This is a genomic window from Anaerobacillus alkalidiazotrophicus (assembly GCF_001866055.1).
Window position 1 is genome coordinate 1 of record NZ_MLQS01000024.1, and the last position, 15,739, is coordinate 15,739.

Here is a 15,739-nt window from a genome sequence, read left to right on the forward strand (position 1 = left end):
AAAAATCGTATGACATGATCAACCTCTTCAACCTTCTTAATGAGCACATCTTTCAATCCTGGCAAATCTATGATAAAATTCACTCACACGCAACCCCAATCTTTTACTTGTTTCTCGTCAATTCAAGTATAAAAGAATTGGTAGGTTGCGTGTTCTTTTTTGCTTCATGGGCTACGCCCATGAAGCAAAAAAGAAGAATATCACCACTAACCTAATTGTTTGGATACCCCAACAATTATTATAGAGCCTTTATTTTACAATTATAATTCAATTTCTAAGGTCTCATTTATAACCTCAACTTGAACTCCGCTATTATCTACCTGAACTTGTAGGTATTCAAAATTAAGGAAACTTCTTTTTAGCGAAGAGATAACTTGTTTACCTTCATTAGCTGGTGCAAGAACAATTAATGTTGGTCCCGCACCACTCAAGGCAGCTCCATAAGCTCCAAAATCTTTAATCGTTTCTACGATTTCTTTCAAACCAGGAACTAATGACATGCGATGAGGCTGATGAAATAAATCACGTGTCATCATCTCACCTGCTAATGACCAATTATTGGTGAGAAGTGCGCCAACTAGTACGTTACTTACACTGCTAGCCAAAACAGCATCAGAAAATGAAAGAGTCGTAGGAAGTACGCCTCGAGCTTTCTTAGTAAGAAGCTGTTCAGAAGGCACCATCATAATAATGTCTACATCGTTCAATTCTCCTTGCATTACAAAAGTTTCATCTGAACTATGGCTACCAATAACCAATCCTCCACATACAGAAGCTGCAGCATTATCAGGATGTCCTTCAATTAAACTAGATTCTCTTACCTTGTCCTGTTGAGTAAGCGAAAGGGAAGCCATTTGGTTGGCTAGCTCAATAGCTGCAACAATGGCAGCGGCGCTACTTCCCATACCTTTTCCAAGGGGAATTCCACTAGTCATTTTCACATGACATGGTGGCATTTCTTTTCCATATTTTAAAGAGATCTTATTAGAAATATCATAGATTAAATTATCTTTTCCAGGTGAAATACCGTCTAAGTTTGGCCCTTCAAATGAAAACGTCCATTCATCTGCATAACTTGCTTCGAGGCGTAAATATCTATTTAATGCAAGCCCAACCGAATCAAAGCCTGGCCCAAGGTTTGCAGTACTTGCTGGAACTGTAATTACTACAGTTGGTTTTGTCACTGAAACACACCGCCTCGAATTTGCTCTAAGAAAGCATCTTCGTCGTTTGGTAATACTGTCGGCTTAACAGAGATTGTATTCATAGCAGTATTCGGATCTTTTAGTCCGTTACCTGTTAAGACACAAACAACTTGAGCACCTTTTTTAATTTCACCACTTTTTAATTGTTTCATTAACCCTGCAATAGAGGCACAAGATGCAGGTTCTGCAAATACCCCTTCTGTTTTAGCAAGAAGCTGATACGCTTCTAAAATTTCATCATCTGTAACGAAATCTACAGCGCCATTTGACGTTTCCGCTGCTTCTACTGCTTGTTTCCAGCTAGCTGGGTTTCCAATACGAATTGCCGTCGCAATCGTTTCTGGATTATGAATAACTTCATTTCTTACAATTGCCGCTGCACCTTCTGCTTCAAAACCGCGCATTTGTGGTAGGCCAGTATTTTTCTTCTCATTATACTCTTTAAAACCTTTCCAGTAAGCTGTAATATTACCAGCATTCCCAACTGGAATCGCTAATACATCTGGAGCTTTTCCTAACGCATCACAAATTTCGAACGCGGCTGTTTTTTGTCCTTCGATGCGGTACGGATTTACAGAGTTTACGAGCGTGATCGGTTCTACTTCACTAATTTTTCGAACAATTGCTAATGCATCATCAAAATTCCCTTGAATTTCAAAAATCTCAGCTCCATACATAACCGCTTGCGCAAGCTTTCCTAACGCAATTTTACCTTCAGGAATAACAATGATCGAACGTAAGCCTGCTCTAGCACCGTAAGCTGACGCTGCTGCTGACGTATTACCTGTTGATGCACAAATAATTGTTTTACTACCTTCTTCTTTCGCTTTGGCTACAGCCATAACCATCCCGCGGTCCTTAAAAGAGCCTGTTGGGTTCGCTCCCTCTACTTTTACGTATAGCTCTACTCCCCACTCTTTTGAAAGAGTGTCTAACCGAATTAAAGGTGTGTTTCCTTCGTTAAGAGTTAGCATAGGGGTATTTTCATTTACAGGTAAAAATTCCCTGTATTCGTGTAGCAACCCTTTCCAACTACTCATCGTAGCTAACCCCCTCAATACGATAACTACTCTTCACTTCTTTTACGACTTCTAAATCTGTTAAACAACTGCTAATTAATTCATACGTTTTTTTATTTGTTTTATGGGTAATGATAACCACTTCGGCTACATCTTTATTTTTAATCGGCATTTGTAGAAGCTTTTCAAACGAAACGTTATTTTCTGAGAAAAGCGTTGTAATCGCTGCAAATGCACCTGCTTTATCTTCTACGTGTAATCTCATAAAGTATTTCGATATAACATCTTCATCTGTTTTCATTTGTTTTTCATGAAGTGGTGGTAGAGCACTTCTACCATTTACACCTAACCGCATATTTTTCATCACAGTAATTAAATCTGATACTACCGCTGTCGCTGTCGGTAGTGATCCAGCTCCTGGTCCATAGAACATCGTCTCGCCAACTGCTTCTCCATATACATAAACAGCATTAAATACATCATTTACAGAGGCCAATGGATGATTTTTCGGAAGAAGTGTTGGTTGAACACTAACTTCTACTTTCCCTTCGTCACGTTTAGCTACGCCTACCAATTTCATACGGTATCCTAGTTGTTTAGCATAGTCCAAATCTTCTTCGGTTACTGCTGAAATTCCTTGCGCTGAAACATCATCTAACCCAATATTCATTGAAAATCCTAATGTCCCTAAAATAGCCATTTTTCTTGCTGCATCAAGTCCCTCAACATCTGCTGTTGGATCACTTTCTGCATAACCTAATTCTTGAGCTTCTTTAAGAACATCATTATAGGAGCTTCCTTCATTACTCATTTTTGTTAGGATATAATTTGTTGTACCATTAACTATTCCCATCATTTTAGTAATTCGATCTGACGATAACCCTTCAACTAATGACCGGATAATCGGAATTCCTCCTGCGACACTTGCCTCGTAAAATAAATCACAACCATTTTTCGATGCAACTGTTAAAAGTTCTGCACCATACATAGCCATTAAGTCTTTATTTGCTGTTACAACATGTTTTTTATTTTCTAGGGAGCGAATAATATAATCCCTTGCTTCCTCAATTCCACCCATAACCTCAACTACAACGTCAATGTTTGGGTTTGAAATAATGTCTTCTGGATCTTCTGTTAAAACACGTTCATCAATCTCGATAGCACGAGGCTTCTTTGCATCCTTAACTAAAATTTTATCTACAACAACGGATGAACCAACCTGATGCTTTAACTCTTGTTGGTGATTTTCGACAATACGTACAACGCCACTACCGACTGTACCAAATCCTAATAAACCAATTGAGATTTTTTCACTCATGTTATTCACTCCCCACGATCTCTTATATATTATAAACCAAAAATTTGTACGTTCATAAAACATGTTTGTTTTTTCTACAAATACATTTGTTTATCTATAATGGACATTATATTCTCTAAACTTGTTATTTACAAGAGTATTTCACCAATTTATACGTCTATTTTTAAATTTTTTTTATTTTCATATAATAAAGCGTTTACAGTGCTTCTGAGTAAAATTGGTACGATAAAACATACTTGTTCACTTTTGTTTATTAATAATCACTATATTTAAATAGTCTGGCTAAAATGTTTAAGAATATTTTGTATAGACCTATAAGATTTATAGGACTGTGAGCATTTTAGTGTTCTTCATCTAATACCATTACTAAAAGGAACAAAAGTAAAACGAGAAAACCAATTTGTCGGCTTTCTCGTTCTTATAGGTTACTCACAATTAATTTCTTTAATTCATCCGGCGTATCAGCTACATATCGGTTCCCATTTAAGATTGTATGAAACTTTGTCGAGCAAATCAAGCAGTTACCGATACAATTGAATGTTTCGATACGAACGTTCTCTTTTTCTTCAAGCGATGATAATAATTCATCACTTCCATTTAACCTATTAATCAAACAACACTCAATGCGGTTAACTCTCATCACAAATCACCAACACGAGGAAATACTACCTTAAAACTTGTGCCAACACCCTCACTACTTTTAACTTCTATACGCCCCCTCATGCCCTCTATTATTTTATAGCTGACCATTAACCCTAATCCTGTTCCCTTTTCTTTGGATGAATAGAAAGGCATTCCTAAATTACTTAACTGCGTCTCTGACATGCCTTTTCCTGTATCATGAACCTCAACAATAACATCACTATCAGTAGACTTTAAGTAAATAGTAACGTTACCTTTCTTCTCCGTAGCCTCGATAGCATTTTTAATAATATTAAGAAAAACTTGTTTAAATTTATTTTGATCACCATACATACTTATGTTTTCTGTTGCACAATGAAAAGAGATATTGACACTTTTTAATAGAGCATAACTATGTAAGGTATCTTTTACTTGAAGAAGTTCCTTTTTAACATTTATAGCTCTTATTTTACCTACTTCTTCTTTAGCTAATGACAAATACTCATGAATAATGGCTTCTGCACGATCCAATTCAGATATCATTAACTTGTTATATTTTTGATAAGATTTAGGTATATCGCTCGCTTGGCCCATTAACTGCATAAAACCTCTAATAACTGTCATTGGGTTACGAATTTCATGAGCAATACTAGCTGCTAGTTGTCCAACAAGATATTGTTTCTCTTTCAGATGGATTTGTTGATACAATAAATTCCTTTCTTCTAGAGCTTCTATTAACGAAACAACCGAAATAACAGACACTATATTAGTAATAACAAAAAATAAAAAGAATAAAACAATTTGACCATTCAAGGATAAATCAAAAATATAAATATAATTACAAACAACCATAAGTACTGCTGATAAAGTAGCCATAAATACTACATTACTTTTCTTCGTTTTAATTATTTTTGATTCTTTACAAAAAATTATTAAGATTACAGAACAGAAACTATATATGAACAACGTTATGTATGCGCCTATCGTCATACTTATTAAAAAGCGAGCAATGATAAGAACTGCTGTAACGACTAAACCAACAAATGGCCCACCGTAATAGTAAGCTATAAGCCAAGGAATACTTCTTAAATCCATAATTGTTTCATTTCCAACTACCGCTGGGAATAACATACAAATAATTACCGAGACACTCATTAGGATACCAATGACCAGCTTTTTCTGTACTCTTCCTAACTGATAGCCATTTGGACGAAACATCGAATAATACAAAAGAATTGGCACTAAAACTATTACAATTTGAACCAACATATCTTTAAACATTATTTTCACCTTCTGACATTCCAATTTTTACTATCTGTCAATATAATAGCACTTTCTAAACGTATGTATATACTAATGTGCTTAAATCCATAAGAAAGCCCTACAAAACTAGCGAAAGCAGCGACATAAGTACTAGTTTTGTACAAGGTTTTCACTAGACTCAAAAGTTTACTTTATTTAATGAATTTCACTCTATTATTTACAAACACCAAGTACATAAAATTAGCTTGTATTAAAAAAAGTTAATTGCAAGTGGTAGTACTAATGAATATATACTATACTACCACTTACTTTTCAAATAAAACTTTATTAATATTGACGGTTCTCGGTGTTTTTTTACGTTGATAACCAATCTACTTTTGGAATGTATTGTTGCAATGAAGAGGGGATAATTCGATCATGGAACTCTCTTAGAAAATTTTCCGCTTTTTTTTCTTCACTGAATAATTTTAAAAGTTGATCTGAATAATCTTCAATAAATTCATCTTGAATACTTCGATAATACCCTTCAATGATTTGATAATAATCAATTGGGAATAAAATCCTAGCATAAATATATCGCCAAGTTTTTGGACTAATTACTTGTACTTGCTCATATTCCTTAATAAATTGATTTATTTTTTCATATGTTTCTTCTGTTGTTCCTACTTCTCTTATCCATTCAGCAAGATCTCTACTTGGATGATCATAAACAAACTCTATTGGACTTTTTACTCCGGCATTAGTCTTGTCATCAATCGTTAACCAAGTACGTTCTGAAAACTTGTAGTGACAAATCGTTTTAGTTTCATTGCCAAATTGATCACCAAAGTCTAAATCTGTATCTACAATATATTGTATTGCATTTTCAGTCCTACCTAAATAGTAAGGAAAGGATGTCATAAACATTTGGTCAAAAGTTGATTTTTGTTTTTGAGATGCTACGTTTTGATATGCAATGTCTAACTGCGACAACCGCCTTATCCAAAATTGAGACCAAGTCCCTTCCTGTTTCTTTTGCTTTTGATATGCTCTTCCTCTATTGTGGAAACGAGCTAACTCATGACCTAAAGTTTTCTCTCGTTTACTTCTTGAGAAATACTGAGGAAATTGAAACAATACACAGTTCTGACCATCAATAAATCCAGTTAAAGAGTTATGAACATTTGGTACAAAAGTAGCAACTTCATGATCACCAGCTACTTGTATATGATTTCCCATATTAATCATCTCTCTAAGATCATCATCTTCAATTTCATCTACACAAACTAAAAAATAATGCTTATTTTGGGCTGTGAAACCTTCGTAATCTCCAAGCATAAACCTTTGTTCACAATATAGTTTATACTCATCAAATATATTGCGCTCAAACAACGATACTCACCTCAACTTTCAAGTGAAGTTTCTTGACTACAATAAAGCTGCACTTCAAACAATGGGGGTCTTACTGCACCTTAAGAGTGGGATAAAAAAACTCACAGGTCGTTTTTTTGAATGTTGCCCTACTTTTACATCATTGTTCATAATTTATTTTACTTGCTCTCTTCGATATATAATAAAACCAAGATAATGTATACATACTGTTCTACACATTAGTCTATGACTGAATTGGGCAAAATGATTCTCATTAATTTAGGTAATTGAAATAAGTATGGAATAAAGGCCCCATTTCATTCAAACAATGTAGAAGAGTTGTAATTTATTTAACAATTATTAAGTATTAGAAAAACTTGACTTAAAGCTAAGCCATTGCATAAGTCTTAGTTACTTTAATCCTTTAATAAAAACCGACGTAAAATTGTAATAATATTACAGAAAGGGTCTAGGTGATATCATGAAAAAAGAAATGGATATTGTAGAAAAAACCGCTAGGGAATGGTTAGTTAAACGTGGAGTCACACTCGACGACATTGCAAATCTTGTCTATTTTCTTCAAGTAAAATATCATACAAATTTACAGATTGATGACTGCAAAGAAAATGTTGATCGTGTTCTTGCTAAACGTGAAGTACAAAATGCCATTTTAACAGGAATTCAATTAGATATGCTTGCTGAAAAAGGATTGCTCGAAGAACCCTTATTAGATATTGTTAAACGTGATGAAGGTCTATATGGTGTAGATGAAATTATTGCTTTGTCTATTGTAAATGTTTATGGATCTATCGGATTTACTAACTACGGGTACATTGATAAACAAAAACCTGGTATTTTAGAAGAACTTAATGATAAAGACGGGAAGCTTTGTCACACATTTTTAGATGATATCGTCGGTGCAATTGCAGCTGCAGCATCTAGCCGCCTTGCCCACCGAGCAGCAAATGTAGAGTAGAAAGAAAAGCGTAAGGCGCCCGCCTATCGGCGACAAACACTGGAAGGCCTAATCTAGCGGTCGGTTTTTGACCGAAAGAGTAGGCCTGAAGTGGTCGAGCCGATGGCGCCTGGAGCTAGACAAAGAAAAGCGTAAGGCGCCTTGAGCACGAGCGATAGGCACTGGAAGACCTTTGACAGAAGCCGCTCTTTGGCTCCTTACGTGCTTCTGCGTCTTCATGTACCGCTTCGTAGAAAGCTTCCTCGAAGCAGTGTTTTGTGCGACGAGTAACCGCAGGAGCAATTGTTTTCCGTGCGACGAGTAACCGCAGGAGCAAAGCTGCATGAAGCTAATCAACGAAGAATTTCAAGCGGCAATTGAAGTCAGTTGCTTGCATGAGTGACCGAGCTCATAGGCGCTGGTTAAACACCTCTAGAAGTAATTTAGGGTAATGCTTAATAAGCATTACCCTCAAATTTTTTTACCTAAAGAAATTTCCACTCCTCTAGTGAAGTAATTGAAAATGTCGGTTGTTTTTCGTATGTCTTCAGTTGTTCTTTTGACGTCACACCTGTATGTACCATAATCGTGTCCATGCTTGCATTCATCCCCGCCATAATATCAGTATTATAGTTGTCTCCAACCATCACCGTTTGTTCCCTTGGTGTTCCAATTACTTCAAGAGCTTGATCAACGATGATGGACTCTGGTTTACCGATAAAAACAGGTTTTACTTCTGTTGAAACTGAAATAACTGATGTAAGCGAACCGTTCCCTGGCATTAAGCCTCTTTCAGTAGGAATTGCAATATCTCCGTTAGTAGAAATTAATTTTGCACCATTTCTTACCGCTAAACAAGCTTTTGCTAATTTTTCATATGTAATTTCGCGGTCAATACCAATAACTACATAATCAACATCTTCATCTCTAAACGTAAAGCCCTTCTCTTTTAGGGCCGTTTGTAACCCTTCTTCACCAATTACATAAATTGAAGCGTCTTTATTCTCCTCAGCGATATAGTTAGCTGTTGCAATACTCGTTGTAAAAACATGTTGTTCAGTAGCTGGTATTCCCATACTTACAAGAGTTTCAGCTACTTGATCACATCTTTTTGATGAGTTGTTCGTCACAAAAAGATACGGAATATCTTTCTTCGCTATTTCTTTTACAAATTCTACTGCCTCAACGATGCGTTCTTTACCTCTATACATCGTACCGTCTAAGTCAATCAAGTAACCTTTATAATGTTTCATTTCACAATCCCTCCATTTTTTACTATATATGTCATTTCAAACTTCTTGGTCAAAGATAAGAAAAGCTCTAGACATAAAAATAACTGTTTTATAAAGCTGAACTTCAATCAGTGAGGGGGTTCCTTCATCCCCCACTGATTGTTAGTTCAACTTATACCACGGGCATAAGAATAACTAATCATCAGCTTCACTGATGAAAGTTATTCTATATCGGACCTTTAGGGGCAGTTTATCCCCCACCTAAACTTCTCGATTTTCTTAAGTTTTGAGGTCGGGGTCTTACTTGCCCCTTAAGTGTGGGATAAATTATCTATCAAAAAAATCCTTGTGTCTATCGTATCGCTTTTTATCTTAGCGCACTCATGTACTTCTTATACTACCCACGTGGAAAATTATACTTTTAGGGGCATGAAAAATTTTAGTCTATAGAAAAAAAGCCACCCCAGTAGAAGTGACTTCACAAGAAAAGCGCAAGGCGCCCGCCTATTGGCGACAAACACTGGAAGGTCGTCAAGAAGCGGTCTGCTCTTTGACCGCAATTGACGATCTGAAGTGTTCGAGCCGATGGCACCTGGAGCTAGACAGTTTCCAAGTAAGGAATTTTATACTTTCTTACATTGTTAAATACGACTTTATCCCATTCATAAAGTGGCGATTCCCTTGCTAATGAAAATGAGCTTTATTTCTTAGGCTTAATTTTGTAAAAACAATGAGGTTCAGAATCAACAGCCATACAAATCTCACAATCTACTTGGTCAGTTCCTAGTAATTCTTGAAATAAGGATAGTTCACAACTACATGCTATAGGGTATTCTTTTGCAATTTCAGATATTGGACAATTATATTCTTTAAAGATATAACTACCCTCTGCATCTTTATCTAGTTCTACCATATAGCCATGTTCATTTTGTAAGCGCGCTAGTTCTGTAATTTTTTCATCTAAAGTTAGTTCATCGGTAATTCTTGAGCCGTATTTTCCTTTTAAACGCTCTTTACGACGTTCAAACAATTGTTGAACCATTTCTTTCCCACTTAAGTCTTCAATGTCCCTAAGTAAATCAACCGTTAGTGTCGCATAATTTCTTGGGAACATTTCTTGGCCTGTTTTTGTTAGAAAATAGACATTAGTTGGTCGTCCCATTGCCTGACGAACTAGAGTGGTTGCAATTATATTATCACGTTCTAATGTATTTAAATGTCGTCTAACAGCCATTTCTGTAATCTCAAGGTGATTAGCCATTTCAGAAACTGTCAGCTGTTTATTAACCTTTAGTAAGCTTAAAATTTGATCTCTTGTAGAAACTTGATTCCCCATGTCTACACCATCCTTTCTTTTAATTTTAAAGGAAGGCTTTACGTATGTAAATTAAACAACAAAATTGTTTAAAAATATACATAATTACGAACCGATTATGGAAGATATCTACATTCCTTCATCTGGTTTAAACGCGGTTACATGCCCTAGTTCATTTTTTAGGTACTCTTGAACAGAGGAAGAAAAGTTATTCAGGCACTCAATATTAGTTAAAAACACTCGATCCAGCTCTTCGTGATCGACGTTTGTATAATCGCGAACAACCATTTTTCTTAAAGTAATCACATTCTTAAGTCCACCTGCATTATTTTCACTAACCACTTTTTCATCTAAAAGGATAGCGATAATATCCTCATAACTACCAGGGTCTCTCATAATAAACCCATCAATTATCGCATTTCCAACATCTAGGATTGACTCGATTATAATATGTACGATTCTTTCTAATAACAATTTGTCCGTAAACGTCGTCCATTCGTTTTTACTCTTATAAAAATTTAGGTATTCATTCAATAACGATAGCTTTTCTTCAATTGCCTTACGATCAACAAAATACATAGAATTCACCTCTTTAGGGAAATTTATTCTAAAATATAGTATAACATAATGCATCTTCGCTTTTTTTGATTTAGTGTTTAATATTGATTGTCATTTTGTTATACTTTAAAACAGTGAAACTTTGCATAAGGTTACGATTTCGTTATATTTGTACCAATAATAAATTCTTATGTAAAAATTATAGAGTGTAATGGAGGAATTATAAAGGTGGAACGTGAATTAGCGTTAGAAATTGTTCGTGTAACAGAAGCAGCTGCATTGGCGTGTGCACAATGGATGGGTCGAGGATTGAAAAATGAGGCTGATAATGCAGCAACAAGTGCAATGCGCGCAATGTTTGAATCTGTAAATATGCAAGGTACGGTGGTAATCGGTGAAGGTGAACTAGACGAAGCACCGATGTTATATATAGGCGAAGAATTAGGAAATGGAAACGGCCCTAAAGTAGATATTGCTGTTGATCCTCTAGAGGGTACAAGCATCGTTGCCAAAGGACATCCTGATGCTATGGCAGTAGTCGCTGTTGCCGATCGCGGTTGTTTACTTCATGCTCCTGACATGTATATGGAGAAAATGGCAGTTGGCCCGAAAGCAGCTGGGCTTGTTCGTTTAGACGATCCTATTGAAAAGACTATTGATATTATTGCAAAAATGACAAATAAACGAGTTCATGACGTAACAATCATTATTCAAGAACGTGAACGTCATGAGGAAATCATTGAAAGAATTAGAAAAAAGGGTGCGCGCGTTAAACTTTTTGGGGACGGCGATGTTGGAGCTGCAATAGCTACAGCCCTACCTCATACAGGTATTGATTTATTTATTGGTATCGGTGGTGCCCCAGAAGGAGTCATTTCTGCTGCAGCACTAAAAGCACTTGGTGGAGATATGCAAGCAAGATTGGTTCCAATGAATGATGAAGAAGTCGCTCGTTGTAAACGAATGGGCCTAGAAGATCCAAGCCAAATATTACAGCTAAATGATTTAGTTCGTGGCGATGATGCAATTTTCGCTGCAACTGGTGTAACTTCCGGTGAACTGCTTCACGGTGTACGTTTCCTAGGTGGCGACCTAGTTGAAACAGATTCAATTGTCATGCGTGCAAAAACCGGGACTGTTCGTTATATAAAAGCTCATCATCATTTAGAAAATAAACCACATTTAGTATTTGAGTAAAAATGCAAAGAAATTGGCTATTAAGGTCAATTTCTTTTTTTATTGTGAAATTTAAGATATGATCATACTAACATTAAAAAGAGGTGAGACTTCATGGCAGATCGCTTTTATCTTTACGACGAGAGTGAACAAACGAAAACACGATTTGTAAGTTTTATGGGGGAAAATCAACGCTTTGATATCGCCATAATGTCTACAACCAGGTACTACGGAAAGCAGCTTGTATTAGATGTACAATCAAACAGGTTTGCTATTATCGGAATTGATGACCTTGAGGAACCAGGATACATTGAACATGCATTTCACTTAGACGAAAAAGACGCTGATGAACTTCGAAGTTTTTTGTACGAGATAGTTTAAAAAATAATTCTAAGTTCACTTAGACTAGACCGACTGATTGTAAAACAAAAGCACATCCCATTTAGGAATGTGCTTTCTGCTATTCACTGACTAATTGTTTATTAGCTTCTTGTGCTTTTTTTGTATTTACTTTTCGTAATACGAAATAAGGGCAACCAAAGTTGCAATATTCATATAAGTATTCAGGCAACGTACTAATTTTTGAATCGTAGGTTGCTTTTCGGTTAGAATCATTAAAAAAACCACGAAGGCGTAACTGACTATAACCCCAATCGCCTACAATATAATCGTATTTATTTAATATATCACTGTAACGTGCTTTAAAAGCTTCTTCGTTCCATGCATCTCTTGAATCTTCAATAACTTCAAAGCTAACGCCTTGTACACGAATCATTGCTTTCACCTCGATTCCTATATTGCCTCATCTAATGAAGAAATTCAACATAAAAATATAACTTGTACAAATTTTATTAATATATACCTTTTCAGGATTGAAAAATTTTCCTTCTTACTTTAAAAGTAAAGGATTAGGTATGACCTAATCCTCAGTTACTTTTAATGCTTCTTGTCTTGCTTGAGCTTCGTTTACTTGCTCATCAGCATGGTAGGATGAGCGTACTAATGGACCACTTTCACAATGACTAAACCCTTTGCTCATTGCAATTTCTTTTAACTCTGCAAACTCTTCAGGGCTCCAATATTTACTAATTTTTATATGTCCTTTTGTCGGTTGTAAATATTGACCAATTGTTAAAATATCCACATTATGGGCACGAAGATCATCCATTGTTTCTATAATTTCTTCTTTCGTTTCTCCAAGGCCTATCATTAAACTAGACTTAGTTGGAATAGTAGGATACATTTCTTTTGCTTTTTTTAATACAAACAGTGAACGATCATATGTAGCTCTCGCTCTTACTCTTGGTGTTAAACGCCTAACTGTTTCAATATTATGATTAAAAATATTCGGTCGGGCGTCCATTAAAATTTTCAAATTTTCTTCTGAACCCATCATATCAGAAGGAAGCACTTCCACTGAACAAAACGGACTTTTACGACGTATAGCACGAACTGTTTCAGCAAATACTTTCGCACCGCCATCTTTTAAATCATCTCTTGCTACAGCGGTGATAACAACATGTTTTAACCCCATTGTTCTCACAGACTTCGCTACTCTTTCTGGCTCAGCTAGATCTAATTCAGTTGGAAGACCTGTTTTTACTGCACAAAAGCGGCAAGCTCTCGTACAAACATCTCCTAAGATCATAAATGTTGCTGTTTTGCGCTCAGCCCAACATTCATGAATATTAGGACATCGCGCTTCCTCACAAACTGTATGTAGCTTTTCTTCACGCATCATCTTTTTTAACCCTGTATATGAGTCGTTTGTATTCAATTTAATTTTTAGCCAATCTGGCTTACGTATGTGTTCTTCTTGTTTTGCCAAGTCTTTTCACTCCCACTCCGAGGCTATAAGCTCTAGTAACAGTAACATTTTTTCTTTTTTAACTTTAACACGAAACGATAAAAATCACAAAAATGTTGCTCAGTCATTATTGGTATTATTTAGCATATATTATTTTCTCTCTTTTCTACAAACTATAGTTATGAGCTGATCAAGAAAGTTTGGCTTATTAACCTACATAAAGTACTTTCACTAAAGATCTCCCTTAAAGGGATTCAGAAGAAAGTCATATTCTTTAGTTAAAGTTAACTTTCTTTAATCTCAAGAAAGGAGCTAGTTAGATGAAACGTTCACTATTTATCATAATTAGTTTATTGATTACAGTAACCTATCTTCCTTTACCTGCGTATGCAAATGAAAAAACTCAGCTCACCTACGAAGAACGACAAGAGCAACGTATGGATTTATATCAAAAAATGGAAACTTTAACAAATGTTCCATGGTATTATTTAGCAGCTGCAGACTCCTTTGAGCGAGGTTTGCGCCGTGCAAGGAGAGATTTACCTAGAGAAGAAGGAGCTATAGCAATTTACTACTCACCACAAAAATGGGTAGGACCACTTAACCCAGATCTAGAGGATAATAATCCACTTTCCATTAGTATGTTCGGTGGTGTAGGATTAGATGGAGACGGCGATGGATTAGCCGATATTAATAATGACGAAGACGTGCTCTATACATTTTCCAGACATTTGGAGTCCTTTGGCTATGATGAAGAAAATATCCGTATAGGTTTATGGGAATTTTACAAGCGAGAAAAATCTTTACAGCTAATTATGGGGCACGCAAAAGTTTATGAGACTTTTAATACAATTTCCTTAAGCAAAAATGCATTTCCACTTCCTCTCCACTTTAACTATAGTTATAAAAACACATGGGGTGATGCCCGTGGTTGGGGTGGCAGAAGGATTCATGAGGGCACAGACATTTTTGCGGGTTACGGAACACCTGTTAGAGCAACTACTTATGGAATCGTAGAACTAAAAGGATGGAATAAATATGGTGGTTGGCGTATCGGGATAAGAGATCTAGATAATATCTACCACTACTTCGCACACTTAAGTGGGTTTGAAAAAGGGATTGAAGAGGGACTAGTAGTAGAGCCAGGAACTGTACTTGGATACGTGGGTAGCTCAGGTTACGGAAAACCCGGAACTCAAGGGAAATTCCCACCACACTTACATTACGGTATGTATCGAGACAATGGTTTTACAGAATGGTCTTTTGACCCGTTTCCTTCATTAAAAAACTGGGAGAAAAAAGATAGAGCAGCGAAACGAAAGAGGTAATTTTAAAAGCTTAAAACCCCAGGGATTTGATGCACAGCTAGCTTAGCTAATTGGATTGGTTGGGCAAGAACTCACATTAGGGATGTTTTTTTAAAAACCAGTTTATCTACTCCTAGAGTAATAAGTGATGAATTAACTTACGGATAGTAAAACTTTCGCGGACAGAGGATCCGTTATTTCTAAGAATTCACCACTTTGTAGCTTTTTTTGGACATGAGTTCCGTTATTTTCATAAAATCACAAGAAAATTAAGCATTTACTATCAAATAACGGAACTGTGGTCCGTAAATTTTGAAAAATGACTCTTTTTTTAGAAATAACGGAACCACAGTCCATTTAAATATAATGCATAACTAATGCACAAGCTTGTGGTCACGAGCAGCTGCTCAAATCCGTCTCAAAAGGTTTTAAAGTGTCCTTTACGATACCATAGATGAGTTATTTTATATAAGAAAAGTTCAAGCGCCTTGTTCACGAGCGATAGGCACTGGAAGGCCTTTTCGGAAGCCGCTCTTTGGCTTCCCCGTGCTTCTGCGTCTACTAGTAAAGCTCTGAGGTAGGCTTCCTCGAAGCAAAGCTACATGGAGATATT

The 15,739-nt window shown here is 36.1% G+C and carries 15 protein-coding genes; 4 read left to right on the forward strand and 11 right to left on the reverse strand.

Annotated elements, in window-relative coordinates:
- Window positions 1-260: 260 nt before the first annotated feature.
- From thrB to yutH, 6 genes are all read right to left on the reverse strand, one after another.
- A complete protein-coding gene (gene thrB / locus BKP45_RS14925; protein WP_071390497.1) occupies window positions 261-1,184 on the reverse strand; it encodes a homoserine kinase in 924 nt (307 codons plus the stop codon).
- Window positions 1,181-2,245, reverse strand: a complete 1,065-nt coding sequence (gene thrC, locus BKP45_RS14930; RefSeq protein ID WP_071390498.1) for a threonine synthase — start codon at window positions 2,243-2,245, stop codon at window positions 1,181-1,183. Before thrC ends, thrB begins: the two co-directional genes overlap by 4 nt.
- Window positions 2,238-3,542 (reverse strand): homoserine dehydrogenase, encoded by a 1,305-nt coding sequence (locus BKP45_RS14935; protein ID WP_071390499.1) that lies wholly within the window; start codon window positions 3,540-3,542, stop codon window positions 2,238-2,240. Before BKP45_RS14935 ends, thrC begins: the two co-directional genes overlap by 8 nt.
- A gap of 418 nt (window positions 3,543-3,960) precedes the next feature.
- Entirely contained in the window at window positions 3,961-4,182 is a 222-nt protein-coding gene (locus tag BKP45_RS14940) for a DUF1450 domain-containing protein (protein WP_071390500.1), read from the reverse strand.
- Window positions 4,182-5,444: an ATP-binding protein gene (locus tag BKP45_RS14945; RefSeq protein ID WP_071390501.1), complete on the reverse strand. Its 1,263-nt coding sequence runs from the start codon at window positions 5,442-5,444 to the stop codon at window positions 4,182-4,184. Before BKP45_RS14945 ends, BKP45_RS14940 begins: the two co-directional genes overlap by 1 nt.
- Before the next feature lie 336 nt (window positions 5,445-5,780).
- Window positions 5,781-6,797: a spore coat putative kinase YutH gene (gene yutH, locus BKP45_RS14950; RefSeq protein ID WP_071390502.1), complete on the reverse strand. Its 1,017-nt coding sequence runs from the start codon at window positions 6,795-6,797 to the stop codon at window positions 5,781-5,783.
- A gap of 460 nt (window positions 6,798-7,257) precedes the next feature.
- Here yutH and BKP45_RS14955 point away from each other — a divergent pair, with 460 nt between their 5' ends.
- Complete coding sequence (locus tag BKP45_RS14955) at window positions 7,258-7,752, forward strand: phosphatidylglycerophosphatase A family protein (protein ID WP_211272979.1); 495 nt, start codon at window positions 7,258-7,260, stop codon at window positions 7,750-7,752.
- A 464-nt stretch (window positions 7,753-8,216) separates the two neighbouring features.
- On the opposite strand, the gene BKP45_RS14960 is transcribed toward BKP45_RS14955, so the two are convergent.
- The 3 genes from BKP45_RS14960 to BKP45_RS14970 all read right to left on the reverse strand — a co-directional run bounded on the left by BKP45_RS14960 (window position 8,217) and on the right by BKP45_RS14970 (window position 10,857).
- Window positions 8,217-8,984 carry a TIGR01457 family HAD-type hydrolase gene (locus BKP45_RS14960; protein ID WP_071390503.1) on the reverse strand — a complete coding sequence of 256 codons (768 nt, stop codon included), beginning with the start codon at window positions 8,982-8,984 and terminating at the stop codon, window positions 8,217-8,219.
- A gap of 679 nt (window positions 8,985-9,663) precedes the next feature.
- Window positions 9,664-10,299, reverse strand: coding sequence for a helix-turn-helix transcriptional regulator (locus BKP45_RS14965; protein ID WP_071390504.1), 636 nt, complete (start codon window positions 10,297-10,299; stop codon window positions 9,664-9,666).
- Between the two features lie 108 nt (window positions 10,300-10,407).
- A complete protein-coding gene (locus BKP45_RS14970; RefSeq protein ID WP_071390505.1) occupies window positions 10,408-10,857 on the reverse strand; it encodes a DUF86 domain-containing protein in 450 nt (149 codons plus the stop codon).
- A gap of 207 nt (window positions 10,858-11,064) precedes the next feature.
- Between BKP45_RS14970 and glpX the strand changes: the two genes are divergently transcribed.
- Both glpX and BKP45_RS14980 read left to right on the forward strand, forming a co-directional pair.
- A complete protein-coding gene (gene glpX / locus BKP45_RS14975) occupies window positions 11,065-12,033 on the forward strand; it encodes a class II fructose-bisphosphatase (RefSeq protein ID WP_071390506.1) in 969 nt (322 codons plus the stop codon).
- A gap of 93 nt (window positions 12,034-12,126) precedes the next feature.
- Window positions 12,127-12,393, forward strand: a complete 267-nt coding sequence (locus BKP45_RS14980; protein ID WP_071390507.1) for a DUF3055 domain-containing protein — start codon at window positions 12,127-12,129, stop codon at window positions 12,391-12,393.
- 79 nt (window positions 12,394-12,472) lie between these two features.
- On the opposite strand, the gene BKP45_RS14985 is transcribed toward BKP45_RS14980, so the two are convergent.
- Entirely contained in the window at window positions 12,473-12,787 is a 315-nt protein-coding gene (locus tag BKP45_RS14985) for a YutD family protein (RefSeq protein WP_071390508.1), read from the reverse strand.
- A 144-nt stretch (window positions 12,788-12,931) separates the two neighbouring features.
- Window positions 12,932-13,840 (reverse strand): lipoyl synthase, encoded by a 909-nt coding sequence (lipA, locus tag BKP45_RS14990; RefSeq protein WP_071390509.1) that lies wholly within the window; start codon window positions 13,838-13,840, stop codon window positions 12,932-12,934.
- Window positions 13,841-14,139: 299 nt separating this feature from the next.
- Between lipA and BKP45_RS14995 the strand changes: the two genes are divergently transcribed.
- Window positions 14,140-15,147, forward strand: coding sequence for a M23 family metallopeptidase (locus tag BKP45_RS14995; RefSeq protein ID WP_071390510.1), 1,008 nt, complete (start codon window positions 14,140-14,142; stop codon window positions 15,145-15,147).
- Window positions 15,148-15,739 lie beyond the last annotated feature (592 nt).